The sequence below is a fragment of the Flagellimonas sediminis genome, assembly GCF_010500845.1.
Classification (GTDB): Bacteria; Bacteroidota; Bacteroidia; order Flavobacteriales; family Flavobacteriaceae; genus Flagellimonas; species Flagellimonas sediminis.
The window spans coordinates 432261-448661 of record NZ_JAAAMI010000003.1 but is presented as its reverse complement, the minus strand read 5'-3'; the positions used below and the strand labels follow the sequence as shown (position 1 = coordinate 448661).

The 16401-nt window shown below is 42.0% G+C and carries 16 protein-coding genes; 3 read left to right on the top strand and 13 right to left on the bottom strand.

Going from position 1 to position 16401, the window contains the following annotated elements; genetic code table 11:
• Positions 1-65: 65 nt before the first annotated feature.
• From GTK07_RS08920 to rsgA, 7 genes are all read right to left on the bottom strand, one after another.
• Positions 66-392 carry a nucleotide pyrophosphohydrolase gene (locus tag GTK07_RS08920; protein ID WP_163634933.1) on the bottom strand — a complete coding sequence of 109 codons (327 nt, stop codon included), beginning with the start codon at positions 390-392 and terminating at the stop codon, positions 66-68.
• A gap of 62 nt (positions 393-454) precedes the next feature.
• Entirely contained in the window at positions 455-2419 is a 1965-nt protein-coding gene (locus tag GTK07_RS08915) for a transglutaminase family protein (RefSeq protein WP_163634932.1), read from the bottom strand.
• 12 nt (positions 2420-2431) lie between these two features.
• Entirely contained in the window at positions 2432-4441 is a 2010-nt protein-coding gene (locus GTK07_RS08910) for a transglutaminase domain-containing protein (RefSeq protein WP_163634931.1), read from the bottom strand.
• On the bottom strand, positions 4438-5505 hold the full coding sequence (locus GTK07_RS19340; RefSeq protein ID WP_163634930.1) for a DUF3858 domain-containing protein: 1068 nt from the start codon (positions 5503-5505) through the stop codon (positions 4438-4440). Before GTK07_RS19340 ends, GTK07_RS08910 begins: the two co-directional genes overlap by 4 nt.
• Positions 5481-6341, bottom strand: coding sequence for a DUF3857 domain-containing protein (locus tag GTK07_RS08900; RefSeq protein ID WP_163634929.1), 861 nt, complete (start codon positions 6339-6341; stop codon positions 5481-5483). The genes GTK07_RS19340 and GTK07_RS08900 overlap by 25 nt, the downstream gene beginning before the upstream one ends.
• Before the next feature lie 80 nt (positions 6342-6421).
• Positions 6422-6874 carry a D-aminoacyl-tRNA deacylase gene (gene dtd, locus GTK07_RS08895; RefSeq protein ID WP_163634928.1) on the bottom strand — a complete coding sequence of 151 codons (453 nt, stop codon included), beginning with the start codon at positions 6872-6874 and terminating at the stop codon, positions 6422-6424.
• Positions 6871-7812: a ribosome small subunit-dependent GTPase A gene (gene rsgA / locus GTK07_RS08890; RefSeq protein ID WP_163634927.1), complete on the bottom strand. Its 942-nt coding sequence runs from the start codon at positions 7810-7812 to the stop codon at positions 6871-6873. The genes dtd and rsgA overlap by 4 nt, the downstream gene beginning before the upstream one ends.
• A gap of 94 nt (positions 7813-7906) precedes the next feature.
• Between rsgA and GTK07_RS08885 the strand changes: the two genes are divergently transcribed.
• Positions 7907-8347, top strand: a complete 441-nt coding sequence (locus tag GTK07_RS08885; RefSeq protein WP_163634926.1) for a hypothetical protein — start codon at positions 7907-7909, stop codon at positions 8345-8347.
• A 67-nt stretch (positions 8348-8414) separates the two neighbouring features.
• Here the strand turns inward: GTK07_RS08885 and GTK07_RS08880 are convergent, their stop codons facing one another.
• The 5 genes from GTK07_RS08880 to GTK07_RS08860 form a co-directional block, all read right to left on the bottom strand.
• The gene (locus GTK07_RS08880; RefSeq protein WP_163634925.1) at positions 8415-9089 is read right to left on the bottom strand and encodes a head GIN domain-containing protein; all 675 of its coding nucleotides are present in this window, start codon (positions 9087-9089) and stop codon (positions 8415-8417) included.
• 130 nt (positions 9090-9219) lie between these two features.
• The gene (locus GTK07_RS08875) at positions 9220-10302 is read right to left on the bottom strand and encodes a bifunctional 3-deoxy-7-phosphoheptulonate synthase/chorismate mutase type II (RefSeq protein WP_163634924.1); all 1083 of its coding nucleotides are present in this window, start codon (positions 10300-10302) and stop codon (positions 9220-9222) included.
• A gap of 8 nt (positions 10303-10310) precedes the next feature.
• A complete protein-coding gene (locus GTK07_RS08870; RefSeq protein WP_163634923.1) occupies positions 10311-11171 on the bottom strand; it encodes a prephenate dehydrogenase in 861 nt (286 codons plus the stop codon).
• A gap of 3 nt (positions 11172-11174) precedes the next feature.
• Complete coding sequence (locus tag GTK07_RS08865) at positions 11175-12317, bottom strand: pyridoxal phosphate-dependent aminotransferase (protein WP_163634922.1); 1143 nt, start codon at positions 12315-12317, stop codon at positions 11175-11177.
• Entirely contained in the window at positions 12314-13144 is an 831-nt protein-coding gene (locus GTK07_RS08860) for a prephenate dehydratase (protein WP_163634921.1), read from the bottom strand. The genes GTK07_RS08865 and GTK07_RS08860 overlap by 4 nt, the downstream gene beginning before the upstream one ends.
• A gap of 368 nt (positions 13145-13512) precedes the next feature.
• On the opposite strand from GTK07_RS08860, the gene gldA reads away from it, so the two are divergent.
• Complete coding sequence (gldA, locus tag GTK07_RS08855; protein WP_163634920.1) at positions 13513-14406, top strand: gliding motility-associated ABC transporter ATP-binding subunit GldA; 894 nt, start codon at positions 13513-13515, stop codon at positions 14404-14406.
• Between the two features lie 11 nt (positions 14407-14417).
• Here the strand turns inward: gldA and GTK07_RS08850 are convergent, their stop codons facing one another.
• Complete coding sequence (locus tag GTK07_RS08850) at positions 14418-14912, bottom strand: group III truncated hemoglobin (RefSeq protein ID WP_313790790.1); 495 nt, start codon at positions 14910-14912, stop codon at positions 14418-14420.
• Between the two features lie 36 nt (positions 14913-14948).
• On the opposite strand from GTK07_RS08850, the gene GTK07_RS08845 reads away from it, so the two are divergent.
• Positions 14949-16397 (top strand): pyridoxal phosphate-dependent decarboxylase family protein, encoded by a 1449-nt coding sequence (locus tag GTK07_RS08845; protein ID WP_163634919.1) that lies wholly within the window; start codon positions 14949-14951, stop codon positions 16395-16397.
• Positions 16398-16401: the final 4 nt, after the last annotated feature.

Genomic DNA, 16401 nt, shown 5'->3' with positions numbered 1-16401 from the left:
CTTGGGTTTGAATGAAACTCCAAAACTAGAAAAAACGGCCCTACTATCCCCTTAAGGGGATAACTTTATTTGAGCTTTTTGTTATTCTGATGACGGTCGTGATCGCGTTTGGTCTTCAAATCCAATTTTTTATCGAAAGCAGCCTGAAGATCTATACCGGTTTGGTTGGCCAAACAAAGGACCACAAAGATCACATCGGCCAGTTCCTCCCCAAGGTCCTTGGCCTTATCGGATTCCTTTTCGCTTTGCTCTCCATAGCGTCTGGCAATGATTCGGGCCACTTCACCCACTTCTTCAGTAAGTTGGGCCATATTGGTAAGTTCGTTAAAATAGCGAACCCCGTGGTTTTGGATCCATTCATCAACAGCCTTTTGTGCGTTTGCTATGTCCATTGTTTTGATTTAGTCGGAAATACCCCAATTATTTCACAAAGGTAAGTACCATTTGCCAATTGCTATTCCTTTTCAAAAACAAGGAAGTTTTTGTTTTGCACCAAAACGGCATTTTCAAAAAATTCCTTTATATAGGCATATCCCGCACTGGTATATTGGGTGTATTTAAGTTGAAGGGTGAACTGTACCATGACCATATCTTGGGTCGCGGTACAATTAAACCTCATGATCCCACTGTTGTCAGGCATTCCAATATTGACGGGTTCAGGTATGCTTTTTACTTTGTAACCTGCAGGAATCTTTATGTTCGCAAAATATTTATAGGACCTTAAAAATCCAAAATCCACAGGATAATACCTTGATTCTACCTTAAAGGGATTGGTCTTAAAATACCGGATTACAAAGGGATTGAAATAAACGGTTTGCCCTTTTCCTAAATTTTCCAGTTCAAAAGTGTAGTTTTCTGCCAACCGCTTATCATTGGACTTTTCTTTATCAATCAGATAAGTTTTGATCAAAAAATCATCGTTCGTATCCTCTTCGATCTTTTCAATGTATTCCTCTTCGGACATGGAACCCAAATGTTCTTTCTTGAAAATGGCCTCATATCCATCCGAAATTTCATCAAATTCCCCACTGCCTATACCCTTCTCAAAATCAAGTTCCATTTGAAGACGTATGGCCCTACCGTTCAATTTTTCAGGTTCAATGTCAAACCAATAGCTATCCCCATCAAAATCCATTACCCTCCCATAGTAATTGAGGCATCGATAGGGAAGCATCCCAAATGGCAATTCCTTTTCGGTGGCATCCAAAAGATAGGTAATCCCATCGATTTCCGTTTTGGCTACCAGATAATTGAAGTCGGACATGACCGGATGACTTTTTTTGGGCATGCCATGGGCACGGGTGGACATCATCATCACATCGGTCTTAATATCGGCGGCATTCAAAAGGTTGATCAAGGTGATATTGATCTCTGCCACATTTCCCAATTTTGTCTCAAAGGCCTGCTTTACCCTATTGTCCCTCAGTACACCGAATTTTTCGTTCCAGGTATAATGGTTTTTTACAAAATCATAGATTTTATTGGCCTTTGTCAGTGCATCCTCATTTCCGGCAATGATTTCCAGAGGGACATTTTTTTCAAAAAAATTCTTTTTACGCAACTGCCCGCCAATGTCCCGATCAGATTTAAATTCCCGATCGACATCTTTCCACGTTTTGGTGAACTTTTGGTTTATTCCATTGAACCCAAGAAATTCCGAAAGTTCAAATTCCAGTCTGGACCGGTAATTTTTTGGAGAAAGCATATATTCCTCATCTTCCTTGAATGCAGGCACGTCCTTCATTACGTACTTGAGCACCTCACAATCGGCCGGTTTTGCAGGACTATTTGGAAGCTGGAAACAATTCTTTTGCACAGTGGCATCATTTACATCCAGTTTCAATTCGCCTATCAATGCCCTATTGTACCTATAATTCCCAGGTATCTTGGCATTATACTCTGTGTATACCTTTGGAATATTTTCCTGAAAGTCCCATCCGTTCAAATTATACAAAAACGGGGATTGAATTTCATAGGTATATTCCAAAATGGAGCCCTCTTGCACATTCGGGAATGTAAAACGCTTTTCGGACCAACGTTCATTTATATCTGCATCATAAATGGTCTCTTGATTGACACCGAACTTAACACCATCATTATGGGTCAAGGCCCTAATATTGATCACTTTTTCGGTCCTTTCCTCGTTATGGTAGTAAGGAATGGTTATTTCCGCTTCCGAAAATCCTTGTTTGTCAAGAATCTTTTTCTTGGCATGGTACTTTGTGATCAAAAAAATGTATCCCCTTTGTACCTCAAAATAATTTTCTCCTTTTTCATAAAGATAAACCGCGTGAGCAGTGGTATCTTTTTCATAGATTGAAAATTTTCCGTCCTCCAAGGTCAATTTTCCAAACTCGATTTGTTGCCCGAGGAGCAAAGCCCCTTGGAAAAGCAGTAGGAGAAGGGTTATTTTCTTCATGCAAAGTACCTTTTACGCTTTTACAAGCACTACTTTTTCTGTTTCCTTTTCCACGATGTGCTTATACAGTTCCTTCAAATCGTCATAATAATGGGCCGGCACAACCGAAGTGTTCATTTCCATCTCCACCTTTAAATGGATTTTTCCCATAGTAGAGGATATATTGTATCGGAACTGCCCCATATTTTCAGGCATGGCCACTGCAATGGGTTCTGGCATGGATTCCACAACATATCCTTCCGGAAGGTTTATGGTGATAATATATTTATCTTCCCAAGGGTAGCCATAATCTATTGGAAATTCCCTTTTTTCGGCCTTGAACGGATTCTCAAACGTGGTCAAATGGAACAATGGCGAAAAATATAACTTGCCTGATATATTCTCAAAGGCAGCCTCTTTTTCAAAATCATAGGATTGCACTATCGGCTTGTCAAGATCAAGACCATTTTGCATTTGAAATTCGGAAACTTCAAGATCACCATGCGACTTTTCAATATCCTTTAAATATGAATCCTCAGTGCCACTATGAAATTTGTTTCGGACCACAAATGCATTGTTATGGGTATATTGCTGACGGAATTTTCCTGAAATGGATCCATCGTCACGCAAATCAATGCTCATCATGACAGCATCCAAGGATTTATGTTTTGGCATGAGATCCACAGCAATAGAGCTACCATCTTCCTTGATCAACCTACCCATCCAGTTCAATGCCCTGGAAGGAAGCACGTTGGGTACGGAATATTTTTCGGTGGCGTCCAACAGCATCAACTCGTTGTCCAACATTAATCCTGTTATCACATAATTGAACCCGTCACTAGTGGGGAACAATGGAATTCCATGGGACCTCGTACTTACCAGAACAGGGTCCGCACTTAACCCTGCATACCTCAACATGGCGGTGAGCATCAAATTGATTTCTGCGGCACTGCCCGTATTTTCTTTATAGGCTCTTTTCACACCTCCACTGGCACAGGTAACGCCAACATAATTATCCCAATTCATTTTAGTTTTTACAAAGGAAAATATGGCACTTGCCTTTTCCTCATTGCTGGTCAGACCTGCGATCAACTGGTCTATATCATCTTCAAAATAGTTGCTCTTTTTCAGCTCCGATCCAAAATCGTCGTAGTTGTAAATGGTTTTTGCCACATCTTCCCAAGTAAGGCTATAATTTTTAAAAGGGCTGTTAGGGAATCTGGTCGAAGCCAGCTCAAATTTTATGGCAGACCTAAAATTGTCAATATTACTGGTATACTTTTCATCCAAAAGCGCGGGAAGGTTGGCCGCTTTTATGTTATAGATATTTTCAATAAAATTGACATTACTGTTTTTATGGGTAGTCTTTCCCAACCGGCTCATATCATCGGATGATCTATAAGAAACATTCAATGTTCTATTTTCACGAGTTTGGTTTACTTGAATTGGATTTGCCCCTTTACTGAATTGTTTGAAAATAAAATATTCAGGTATATCCAGTCGTACTTCTACCAAATCAACTGGAATACCATATTGAAGTTTTAGTTCATCTATGTGCCAAAACAGGGGAGATGTAACTTTGTACTCCACATCCAGAACACTTCCCTCCTTCACACTCGGCATAGTAATGGACGCCTTGTTCCTATATTTACTAACCTTTTCAACAAAGACACCGTCATTCTTGAGTTTTTCACTTACAACCTTACCGTCTTCCAGATTGAATGTAAATCCTTTGACCCCGGATATTTTTTCCTCGTCACTACTGGCAGCATACAACGGTACTTCCAAAGTGGCCCAATCAAACCCATCCTTGTTATAGATTTTAATCCTATAGTACACCTCCCTAGTAATGGTCCAACCCCCATCGTAGGTATAGGAATAACTCACCCATTCGTTTTTGTACAAAATAGCGGCATCAGCTTCGGGGTCCAGAGAATGCTGTGTAGTTTCAACTTCTTCTTTGGACACCTTTCCGAATTTAATCTCATTTGGGTAAACCATCTGCACGGTTACCAAAAGGGCGAACAATAGTTTTAGTTTCATGTGCTTTTTTTGATTAAAACAATTTTGGCATTATCGTATCGAGCAATTTTTTTTCTAAACTCCCTGTAGTCCTCATAATCTTCCTTGGGGTACATTCCCGATTTTATGAGCAGTTTTCTTTTGTACAAAACGGTTCCCTCTTCTTGGGGCTCAATGGAAATACTATAAGTCCCAAATTTGTTTTCCAATTGTACAGGCAACATCCATGTTTCCGGTACATAGCCTTCGGGTAGATGGATGGTAAATTCATCTTCATCCAAATAACCTCTTGAAATGACCACCGGTCTTTTTCGGTTTCGGCTTCTATCGGGGACAGCCAAATTTCGGTTATATATGTTCGGGGAAAAAAGGAATTTTTCATCAACTGCGGACAGATACCCGTCTGCACTGACATCAATTTCTTCTATAAACTCTGTTTCCTTATCGTTATTGATAAAGTTGACTTGACCCAAGTTGAGGTTGTTCACATAATTCCAATAATTCTTGTAAAATTCCTCCTGCTCTTTTCTGGAATCGGTGGTTCGCCAATATTTTTGATTGTATTGGGTTCCTTTGGAGACAATGATAACCTTTCCAGTAATTTTTTTATCTATGGAAATGGAACATTCTGCTTTGGTAAACTGATAATTGTCTTCATCTAAACTGGCCTTTGTTCTCACAAATTGTCCACCGTTGGGAGTTACTTTTAGCACATCCCTATTATCCGTAAAAGTGCCCAAAAAATTTACCGGGGTAGTCTGACTTGTACATTCCAACCAAACCTCTTGACCTTCCAATGGAACGTTCAAGAACACATGATTGCCCTGCATGGAAGGTATATCCCTATCGAGACTCCTGGCGACATTGCCACCGTAAACAACAGTATAATATGAGTCTATGCCAATAGCGGACAAGAGGGCCTTCGTATAATTGGTCAACCCTTTGCAATCACCATATTTTACACGATCCACCTCTACTGCACTGATGGGCATCCAACCACCAATCCCCAACTGCACGCTGATGTATCTAGTGTTCTCCTGCACATATTTATAAACACGGCTTACTTTTTCCAAGGGATCATCCACACCCCCCTTACGAGGGCTTTTACCTTTGCAATAGTTTCCTGGTTCAATTCATCCTGACCAACCAAAAGCTCATGATACATCCATTGACCCAATTCTTCCCATGTTTTGGCCGCCCCATCCACTCCTTCCAAATGGAAACTTTCCAAAGCTACTTTTATGTTGGGGGTAAATTCATTGAACATTGGGGACAGTGGCTCGTTTTCAATGGCCTTTAGATTTTGGGCAGCACATTGAAGCCCGTTTGGCTCTGTGGACAATTCTACTTGATATTCTTCAAAGTTGGCAGCTTTATGCCTAAATGGAATACCACAATCAACCTTAAAACTAAAATCGCTCCTTTCACTACTTACCCTATAGTTTTCCAAAAAATTAAAATTGGGCACGAATGCAGTATTAGGAGTAGAGTATTCGTTTACAAACTCAATGGTGTAAGGATATTGCACCGGGGTATATTTGAGAAGGAGCACCCTGGAATCCGAATATAGGGTGCCGCCATCGATGGCGCTTTGATCCAAGAAATCCTTTTTTTTTATTCTTTTGATTTCTTCTCCTTGAGCATTGTACACTATTGCAAGGATATTGGAAATCTTATAGCTTTTTTCGTAGAAAGCGTAGGCTTGAACATGCTTATCCCCTTTCTCGTTCAATACAGTTACCACCCGATGTTCGGAAACAGTCATCTGATCCCTCGCCGTAACAAGGATGCTTGTACTGTTCAATCGGACCACTGCATCGGCATTGTCCAATAATTCCTTTGAAATAGTGGAGACACTGTAATTTTGGGAAAAGCAAAAATTCAGAGTAAACAATACTACTATAAACGTAGGCAATCGCATTGGGTTAAGTCTGGCGCTAATGGTTTTAGCTAAAGTGGTTTATTTCTTACAAAGAATATAACTTTTTCGATAAAAAACAATTATTCCCTGTTTTTAGTATCAATGGTTATGGTTACCGGACCATCATTCAACAATTCTACTTTCATATCGGCGCCAAAGATTCCGGTGCCCACTTTTTTACCAAGATCTTGTTCTATTTTTTGTACAAAGCTATTGTACATTGGTATGGCAATATCAGGTTTGGATGCTTTGATATAAGAAGGACGATTGCCTTTTTTGGTAAGGGCATGCAGCGTAAATTGACTCACTACGATAATACCCCCCCCTACATCCAACACGGAGCGGTTCATCACCCCGTCATCATCATTAAAAATGCGAAGGTTCACTATTTTCTGGGATAACCAATCAATATCTTCTTTCCCATCGGCATCCTCTATTCCCAACAATACCAACAGGCCAAGATCAATGGATGAGACCACTTGGCCGTCTACCGTTACACTTGCCCTTGAAACTCTTTGGATCACTGTTTTCATGAACGTTCCCTATATGGATTATCTTCCTCTCCCGTCACCATCTGAACATAACTTCTATAACGGCTCCACGCAATCTCCTCATTTTCCAACGCCTCCTTCACAGCACATTTGGGCTCATCCAAATGCAGGCAATTGTTGAACTTGCATTGTGATTTCAACTCGAAGAACTCCGGAAAATATCCCCCGATCTCATCTTTTTCCATATCCACGATTCCAAATCCTTTTATTCCAGGGGTATCAATGATCCTTGCATCGAAGGACAAGTCGTACATTTCGGCAAAAGTGGTGGTATGTTGCCCTTGAAGGTGCTGTTCGGAAATTTCGGCAGTCTTGAGATGCAGCCCTGGTTCTAAGGCATTCACCAAAGTAGATTTTCCCACTCCGGAATGTCCGGCGAACATGCTGGTCTTGCCTTTCATCAACTCCCTTACCATTTCCACATTCTTTCCGGTCTTGGCTTCCATTGGGATGCAGTTGTATCCAATATTTGAATATAAATCCACCAAATAGGACACTTCTTCCCTTTCTTCTTCGGAATAGGTATCCATCTTGTTGAATAGCAAAATCACCGGGATTTCGTATGCCTCGGCGGTGACCAAAAAACGGTCTATAAAACTGGTAAAGGTCATGGGATTGTTCAAAGTGACCAATAAAAAGACCTGATCCAGATTGGAAGCGATAATATGGGTCTGTTTGGACAGCTTAACCGATTTTCGGATGATGTAATTCTTTCTTTCACCAATTTCAGATATGACCCCTACGGTTTCATCTCCTATATTTTCCAATTCAAATTGAACATGATCCCCAACTGCCACTGGATTGGTGCTTTTTATGTTCTGGGTCCGGAACTTGCCTTTTATCCGGCACTCGTAAAATACACCATCCATGGACTTTACGGTATACCAGCTACCCGTTGATTTATAAACAGTTCCGTTCACAATTTGTTCAAATTTTCATTACAAAGAAACAATATTCCTTCTTTTCCGTCGTATATCTTTGTTAACAGTTTTAATTATCATTAACTAATCCATTATGAAAAAAATCGTTTTGATCGCAGTGTTGACCCTAGCTGCCGCATTTGGTGCAAACGCACAACAGTACAAGGTTATTACCAGTGTGGAATCCATTGTTCCCAACGGGCTTGGTAGGTCTAGGATCATCAACGCCCTTGAAGACAAAGATTATAGGGAGTTCACCAGTGTGCAAACGGAGGATGACAACACCCGTAACAAATCGGACCGTGGTGAAATCCGTGTGAAAAATTTTGAGGAAACCAAATTGTTGAACTTCTACAACATTGGCGGTATCCGTTTTCAGAACATCGCAGCCAACGATGCCATGATCACTTCCATGATCAACGATATGGTTTCCAACGGTTGGGAATTGGCTTTCGTGGTAAGCGGAGTGGAGAGTGAGGCTGGCAAAGGTGACGGTCAAGGTATTTTTATTACCCGTTACATTTTCAGAAAATAACCTGACCATACAAAACAAAAAGGGCCCGATGGAAAAATCCATCAGGCCCTTTTTTCATGTTTTTTTCTTAATCCTTGATGTAAATCCTTCCGCCCACAAAGGTCTTCTTGTGGACCATTTTGGGATTTCCATATACATAAACATCCCCACCGGCTCGCACGTTGATGTCCACTGCTTCGGAGGCAAAAATATCGGCTTCGCCACCAGCGGATATTTTGATTTCGGTACTGGCAGTCTTAAGGTCACGACCGTCAAAAATACCTCCAGTATTCAATACCACGGATTGGTTCTTGGCCAATCCTGATGCCTCCACGACACCACCTGTCACCGCTCTAATATCAGCGTAATCCACATCCATACCAATGTGGATCTTGGCACCTTCTTGGGCCCTTAGTTCAATCTTGTTTTTTTGCACCATCTCGTTACAGGTAATCTGGGCACCTTCGTTGCCATCAATCACATCCAGGTTGGTGTAATAGACTTCTATCATGGTATCCTCCCCTTGGAATTTTTTATCCAGTTGCATACGGAGTTTCAAAATGCCATTCTTGTTGGTCCATGTAATATCGTCCACATTATGCCCCTTGATCGTGATCCGGTTTTCATCCGATTGGATCAGGTTCACTTCAATTAGGTCAAAAACTTTGATTTCATGGAACTCTCCCACCTCGGTATCTATAATGCGCTGTGCAAAAGTCAATAAGGGAAGTAAAAGGAAGCTGAGTACATATATTTTTTTCATGATAGAGTGTTTTTACTTCTGAAAGATGACCGAAGAACAAGATCGTTACAGTTTACAACAAAAAAACTGTTTGCATCCTGGAATTTTTATCCCTAGACACAAACAGTTTGATCAAAAAACGACCTATTAATTAGGCGTTGATGATTTTTTCTTGATGGTTGATGGATTCCTGGTGAATGGCCTTGAACATTTTTAAGACGAACTCCTCGCTTAATCCTCTTTGCTCACCTTCCAAAATCATGTTACCTAAAATAGCGTTCCATCGATTGCTCTGCAACACGGCAACGTTCTTTTGTTTTTTCAATTCCCCGATACCGTCAGAAACTTTCATTCGCTTGCCCAAAAGCTCGATCAGTTGGTTGTCCAACACATCGATCTGTGTTCTAAGGTTGTTCAATTTGTTATTGTATTCCGCCTCCTCATCGGTTTCTTTTCTGATGCGAAGGTCTCTCATGATCTGCACCAATCTTTCCGGGGTAACCTGCTGTGCGGCATCACTCCATGCATTATCAGGATCACAATGGGTTTCGATCATAAGACCATCAAAATTCAGGTCCAAGGCAGTTTGGGAAACATCAAATATCATATCGCGCTTACCGGTAATGTGGCTTGGGTCGTTGATAATAGGAAGGTCAGGGAACTTGGTTTGAAGTTCAATGGCCAACTGCCACTCAGGAATATTGCGGTATTTGGTTTTCTCATAGGTGGAAAAACCTCTGTGAATCACCCCCAATTTTTCAATATTGGCAGTATGCAAACGTTCCACGGCACCCAACCACAAAGAAAGGTCAGGGTTCACTGGATTCTTCACCAATACGATCTTATCGGTACCTTCCAAGGCATCGGCAATTTCTTGAATAATGAATGGGCTCACCGTTGATCGGGCACCAATCCACAATAGGTCTACATCATATTCCAAGGCAAGGTCTACGTGGGCACGGTTAGCCACTTCAGTTGCGGTTTTCAATCCGGTTTCCTCTTTTACCTTTTGCAACCATTTTAACCCTATTGCACCTACTCCTTCAAAATTTCCAGGACGGGTACGTGGTTTCCAGATTCCGGCACGGTAGTAGCTCACGTCCGTATCCTTCAATTGGTGTGCAATCTTAAGTACCTGGTCTTCAGTTTCGGCACTACATGGCCCTGCGATAACCAGTGGATGGCCCAAGTTCATATCATCCAACCATTTTCTCATTTCCTTCTTGTTTTCCATAATGCTTCCTATTTTTTTGTAAGTGGAATTCCTTTAAGTATTTGTTTTATTTTATTGGTATTGCTCATTTCTAAGTGGACATTTTCAAAATCGTTGTTCTCCAACAACTGTTTGAAAGTGGTCAGGTTTTGGATATACTCTTCCAAAGTCTCTACTACATTGTCCTTGTTCTGTTCAAATATGGGTGTCCACATGTCCGGTGAACTTTTTGCCAAACGCACCGTACTCTCAAAACCCGATCCCGCCATGTCAAAAATATCACGCTCATTCTTTTCTTTTTCGATAACCGTCTTTCCCAACATAAATGAACTGATGTGTGATAAATGGGATACGTAAGCGATGTGCTTGTCGTGCGCTTCAGGATTCATATACCGGATGCGCATGCCTATTTCCTGAAAAATGGCCAAGGCCCTTTCCTGAAGTTTGAAGGCCGTTTTTTCCACCTCACAAATGATCATGGTCTTGCCGTCGTACAAACCTTCCAAAGCGGCAGATGGACCTGAAAATTCAGTACCTGCAATGGGGTGGCAAGCCATAAAATTTCGTCGTTTGGGATGTTCTGCCACACTTTCGCAGATTAATCTTTTGGTTGAGCCAGCGTCCATCACCACGGTGTTATCGCCCACGGCATCCAAAATTTTGGGCAGTTCGTGCACCATCGCATTTACAGGAACACTTACATAGACCATATCGGCATCCGACAAACCATCCAAATTCCCTTTTTCATCAATGATCTGAAGTGCCATGGCCTCATCCAAATGGGTCTGGTTCTTGTCCAACCCTACAATGGTGACCTCAGGATGTAATTTTTTCACATCCCTTGCAAATGAGCCCCCAATCAATCCTATTCCGATTACTGCTACCTTCATGATCTAAAATCTTGCTATGGCTTCCTTGATTTTTTCCTCCTTTACACAAAGTGAGAATCGGATGTATCCCTCACCATTACTACCGAAAATGGTACCCGGCGCAATGAATATGTCCTTTTCATACAAGACGTTATCGATAAATGCCTCTGATGAAAGTGAACCTTCGGGCAATTTGCACCAAACGAACATGCCCACGGCATTTTTATCATAGGTACAGCCCAATTTATCAGCCAATTGGAACATCAATTCCCTTCTTTTGGTATACACCTGATCCAATTCCTCAAACCATTCGGGGCCACTTTGCAACGCCACAACAGCTCCTTTTTGGATGCCGTAGAACATCCCTGAATCCATATTGCTCTTCACTTTGAGTACCGCATTGATATGCTCCTCGCTCCCCAACACCATTCCCACACGCCAGCCGGCCATGTTGAAGGTCTTGCTCAAACTGTTCAGTTCCAAGGTGCATTCCTTTGCCCCTTCAATGGACAAAATACTGGTTGGATTGTTGGACAGTACAAAGCTGTACGGATTGTCGTTCACCAAAAGAATGTCATGTTTTTTGGCAAAGGCCACCAAAGACTCCAGTTGTTCCAAAGTTGCGGTTGCCCCTGTTGGCATATGCGGGTAGCTAATCCACATCAATTTTACTTTGGACAGGTCTTTTTGGGACAATGCATCCAGATCAGGGAACCATCCATTTTCTTCCGTAAGATCATAGGTAACTGGTACTGCTTCAACCAAATTGGTTACAGAGGCATAGGTGGGATAACCTGGATTGGGCAACAGCACTTCATCCCCCACATTCAAAAATGCCATACTGATGTGCATGATGCCTTCCTTGGACCCCATTAAGGGTAAAATTTCGGTGGATGGATCCACACTTACCCCAAATTTTTGTTGGTAAAAATCGGCGATCGCCTCCCTGAGTTCTGGCAACCCTTGGTAACTCTGGTATTGATGGGCCCCTGCATCGGTAATGCAATCCCGCAAGGTTTCCAACACCTTTGGTGATGGTGCCAGATCAGGACTCCCGATCCCCATGTTGATGATGGGTTTTCCTTGGTTGATTAATCCCCTTACCTCTCTCAATTTTTTGGAAAAGTAGTATTCCTGTACGCTATGTAATCTTTCTGCAGTAATCATGGTAACAATGCATTTTTGTACTCGCCCAACACCTGAAAATCCTCCGCCATAATCTCCAACAGGGATTTTGCTTTCGCAAATTGTTCATATTTCTCAAAGGTCATGTCCACAAAAAAGGCATATTTCCAAGGTGTTTCAATAACTGGAAGCGACTGTATTTTGGTAAGGTTCATATTGCAATCGCTCATGACGTTCAAGACCGTGGCCAAACTTCCCCTTTTGTGATCGGTAATGAAGCGCAAGGAGGCCTTATCGATCTCTTCTTTGGGCAACACCTTATTCTGTTTTTTAAGGATAATGAACCGTGTTGCGTTGTTCACTATGGTCTGGATATTATCCGCAATGATGTCCAAACCATATAACTCAGCTGCCATTTTTGGGGCAATGGCCGCAATATGCTTCAATTTTTTCTCTTTGATGAGCTTTGCAGTTTCGGCAGTATCTGCACTTTCCACCAATTTTATGTGGGGATGGGCCCTAAAAAATTCCTTGCATTGCAGCAACGCCATCGGATGGGAATGCACTTCCTTTATATCCTCAAAAGTCCTGCCTTTGAGTACCATAAGATGATGGTGGATGTTCAAATAATGTTCCCCTATGATGTGGATCTTATTATGGTACACCAGATTGTAATTGGGGATGATGGAACCTGCAATAGAATTTTCAATGGCCATAACACCTTTGTCCGCCATCCCTGTCAACAAATGGTCGATGATGGCATCAAAAGAACTGCATTCCAATAATTCGATGTCGTTTCCAAAAAAATCCGTGGCCACCTTATGGTGGTTGGAACCTTTAATTCCCTGAATGGCTATTTTTAAACCCATTGCAAAAAAAAAGCCCCGATTTGTATCGGGACTTTATGTATTGGTTATACTTTAAACGCATTCACAACAGTCCCGCACCTCTCTTAAAAAAGAAGTAAAAATAGAAACCGTTCCAGAAATACGTATTTGTCATCTCGTAATAAAATCTCGGCTAATTTAGCCAATCCATCCGAAAACAACAGCTTTCCTTAATTTTTTTTTGATTTTTTTCAAATTGGAAGATTTCGTTGCATTTTACCATGCAGAAAACCATCTTTTTTAAGAATTTACATGTTCTTAAACCGATTGCCCAAAAACTGGTACTATTACATCATGTGTTGTCAACGATATTTCTAAAAGTGTATTTTTGAACAATCAAATCCAATGGCATGTCCATCACCGTTCAGAACATCACCAAAACCTTCGGCCCTCAAATAGCATTGAACAACGTATCCTTCTCTATCAAAAAGGGGGAAGTAGTGGGTTTTTTAGGTCCCAATGGGGCAGGTAAATCTACCATGATGCGGATATTGACCACCTATTATAAAGCGGATAGTGGCGATGCGGAAGTTAACGGGTTCGATGTGTTGAAATCCGAACGGGATGTACAAAAAAGCATCGGTTACCTACCTGAACACAACCCATTGTATTTGGAAATGTATGTAAAGGAATATCTTGCCTTTAATGCCGATGTGTACCATGTGCCCAAGTCGAAGATCGCGGAAGTAATTGAAAAGACCGGCCTCACTCCCGAAGCCCACAAAAAAATTGGACAACTGTCCAAAGGATATCGACAGCGTGTTGGTTTGGCTGCGGCCCTGCTCCACGATCCCGAGGTATTGATCTTGGACGAACCTACCACCGGCCTTGACCCCAACCAACTCATCGAAATACGCAAATTGATCCGCGATATTGGTAAGGAAAAGACCATTCTCCTATCCACCCATATCATGAAAGAGGTGGAAGCCGTGTGCGATCGTGTCATCATCATCAATAAAGGACAATTGGTAGCCGATAAAAAATTGGAAGAACTCCGTGAAGCCGAGGAACAGATTATTGAGGTGGAGTTCGACTACCGTGTGGAGGAGCAATTATTGCAACAATTGCCCCATATCTCCAAGGTGACCAATACCGGGGGATTTGTGTATGAACTCACTTTCAATACCACGAACGATATGCGCCCAGCCGTTTTCGATTTTGCGCATGACAACCAATTGAAAACTTTACAGTTAAGCAGAAAGAACAAAAATTTGGAAAGTCTTTTTACGGAACTTACCCGTTAATTTTTGGAATATTAAAGGACCCCGTCCCGTTTACGCTGCTCATATATCCCAACAAACATTCGGGTACTGATGTTTCTCGCCCTTTGTTTTGCTTTTTCAGTATTTGGCCCACTAAAATAGGTTTCTAACGTAGCAAACCAATGCCTGAGCCATATCCCAAAATGGTAATTATCAATGGTTCCGCCCATATCCTTATCCAACTCTGCATGGACTTGAATGGGGTTCCCTTTGTATTTTTGGGCAAAGAACAGGTTCATTTCCCAAAAATCGGTCAACTTTTCCATGTGTTCGTGCCAATCAGTAATCGTTTCATTAAAAAAATGGCCTATTTCCTCATCTGCGCGTACTTTTTCATAAAAGCGATGCACTAACAACGAGATACCTTGCCTGTCCACTATATCCTGTTTTTCCATAACAAATACCATCCTTGGGTGTACCATTGGTAAAGGTAGCATTACTGCCCCAAAAAACATATTTCTGGTCTTTCCAGTTTCCAGCCATTCCAAATGTGATATTTTTGCAGTCCAACTGAAACAGGGCGTATGAAGAAGAACACCGCAAGATTGGAACTTTCCAAAGAAGAAATGCAAAAGTATGGCTACCAGATTGTGGATGCCATTGTGGAGCACCACCATACCCAACATGAAAAATTCCCGGTAGCCTTTGGGTCGCGGGAAGAAATGGACAACCTGTTTTTGGAAGAAGCCCCTGAAAGTGGCATGGATGCTTCAAAGGTTTTGGAATTTGTTCTCGAAAAGGTAATGACCAACACCGCCAACATGGCCCATCCGAGGTCGTTTTCCTTTGTTCCGGGCCCCAGCAACTACGTCAGTGTCATGGCAGACGCCTTGGCCACGGGCTACAACATTTTTTCAGGTGGATGGTCCATCGGTCCTGCTGCCGCAGAATTGGAAATCGTGACCATTCAATGGTTGTTGAAAATCTTTGGTTTTCCGAAGAAAAAAGGAGGGGGTATTTTCACCAGTGGCGGCTCCATGGCCAACCTGACGGCCGTAGCAACTGCCCGAAGGATCAAATGCGGGGACGATTTTTCAAAAGCGATCATCTATCTATCCGATCAGGCACATTCTTCCAACATCAAGGCCATTAGGGTCTTGGGATTCAAAAAGGAACAGATCCGGATCATTCCTACCGACAATGAGTTCAAGTTTGCGCTGAACAAATTGAAAAATTGTATCGCCAAAGACCGCTTGGAAGGTTTGCACCCTTTTTGCCTGATCGCTTCCGCAGGAACCACCAACACCGGTACCGTTGATCCATTGCCAGAATTGTCCAAAATTTGCAAAAAGGAAGATATTTGGTTCCATATTGATGGAGCCTATGGAGGTGCCGCCGTTTTATCAGCCAAAGGCAAACATGTGCTGAAGGGCATTGAAAAGGCCGATTCCCTGACCGTTGATCCCCACAAATGGTTTTATCAACCCTATGAAATGGGGTGTTTGTTGGTGCGTAACCACAAAGATCTGAGCCATACCTTCACCGAAAAACCGGAATACCTACGTGATATTGAGGGCAACACTTCCGAAATCAATTTTTACGACCACGGTATCCAGCTCACCCGAAGATTCAGGGCGCTTAAATTTTACATGTCCTTAAAAACCTTTGGTTTAAAGGAATTTAGGGATGCCATTACCTACAATATTGACCTAGCGGAAGAGGTGGAAAACCTGTTGAGGGGCAGCAAAAGCTGGGAAGTAGTGTTCCCTGCCACCTTGGCGGTCATCAATTTTAGGTACAACCCCATAAAACAAAACTACAGCGAGAAAGAACTGGATGAGATCAACCAATACATTTCCCACAAAGTGGTGGAATCCCGAAAGGCGCTGTTGGTCACCACCATCCTCAACAATCAGGTGGTGTTGCGGATGTGCTTGATCAATCCAAGAACTACCATGGACGATGTAACGGAAACTTTGGATCTCTGTAAAACCTTTGCCATGGAAATTGAGGAACAGATGACCGTAAGCTGATCTA

Excerpts from the sequence above, each read along its gene's own strand:
- GTK07_RS08880 (WP_163634925.1), bottom strand. The coding sequence starts at position 9,089 with ATGAAAAAAATATATGTACTCAGCTTCCTTTTACTTCCCTTATTGACT.
- GTK07_RS08875 (WP_163634924.1), bottom strand. The coding sequence starts at position 10,302 with ATGGAAAACAAGAAGGAAATGAGAAAATGGTTGGATGATATGAACTTG.
- GTK07_RS08865 (WP_163634922.1), bottom strand. The coding sequence starts at position 12,317 with ATGATTACTGCAGAAAGATTACATAGCGTACAGGAATACTACTTTTCC.
- gldA (WP_163634920.1), top strand. The coding sequence starts at position 13,513 with ATGTCCATCACCGTTCAGAACATCACCAAAACCTTCGGCCCTCAAATA.
- GTK07_RS08870 (WP_163634923.1), bottom strand. The coding sequence starts at position 11,171 with ATGAAGGTAGCAGTAATCGGAATAGGATTGATTGGGGGCTCATTTGCA.
- GTK07_RS08860 (WP_163634921.1), bottom strand. The coding sequence starts at position 13,144 with ATGGGTTTAAAAATAGCCATTCAGGGAATTAAAGGTTCCAACCACCAT.
- GTK07_RS08900 (WP_163634929.1), bottom strand. The coding sequence starts at position 6,341 with ATGCGATTGCCTACGTTTATAGTAGTATTGTTTACTCTGAATTTTTGC.
- GTK07_RS08910 (WP_163634931.1), bottom strand. The coding sequence starts at position 4,441 with ATGAAACTAAAACTATTGTTCGCCCTTTTGGTAACCGTGCAGATGGTT.
- GTK07_RS08845 (WP_163634919.1), top strand. The coding sequence starts at position 14,949 with ATGAAGAAGAACACCGCAAGATTGGAACTTTCCAAAGAAGAAATGCAA.
- GTK07_RS08915 (WP_163634932.1), bottom strand. The coding sequence starts at position 2,419 with ATGAAGAAAATAACCCTTCTCCTACTGCTTTTCCAAGGGGCTTTGCTC.
- dtd (WP_163634928.1), bottom strand. The coding sequence starts at position 6,874 with ATGAAAACAGTGATCCAAAGAGTTTCAAGGGCAAGTGTAACGGTAGAC.
- GTK07_RS08885 (WP_163634926.1), top strand. The coding sequence starts at position 7,907 with ATGAAAAAAATCGTTTTGATCGCAGTGTTGACCCTAGCTGCCGCATTT.
- GTK07_RS08920 (WP_163634933.1), bottom strand. The coding sequence starts at position 392 with ATGGACATAGCAAACGCACAAAAGGCTGTTGATGAATGGATCCAAAAC.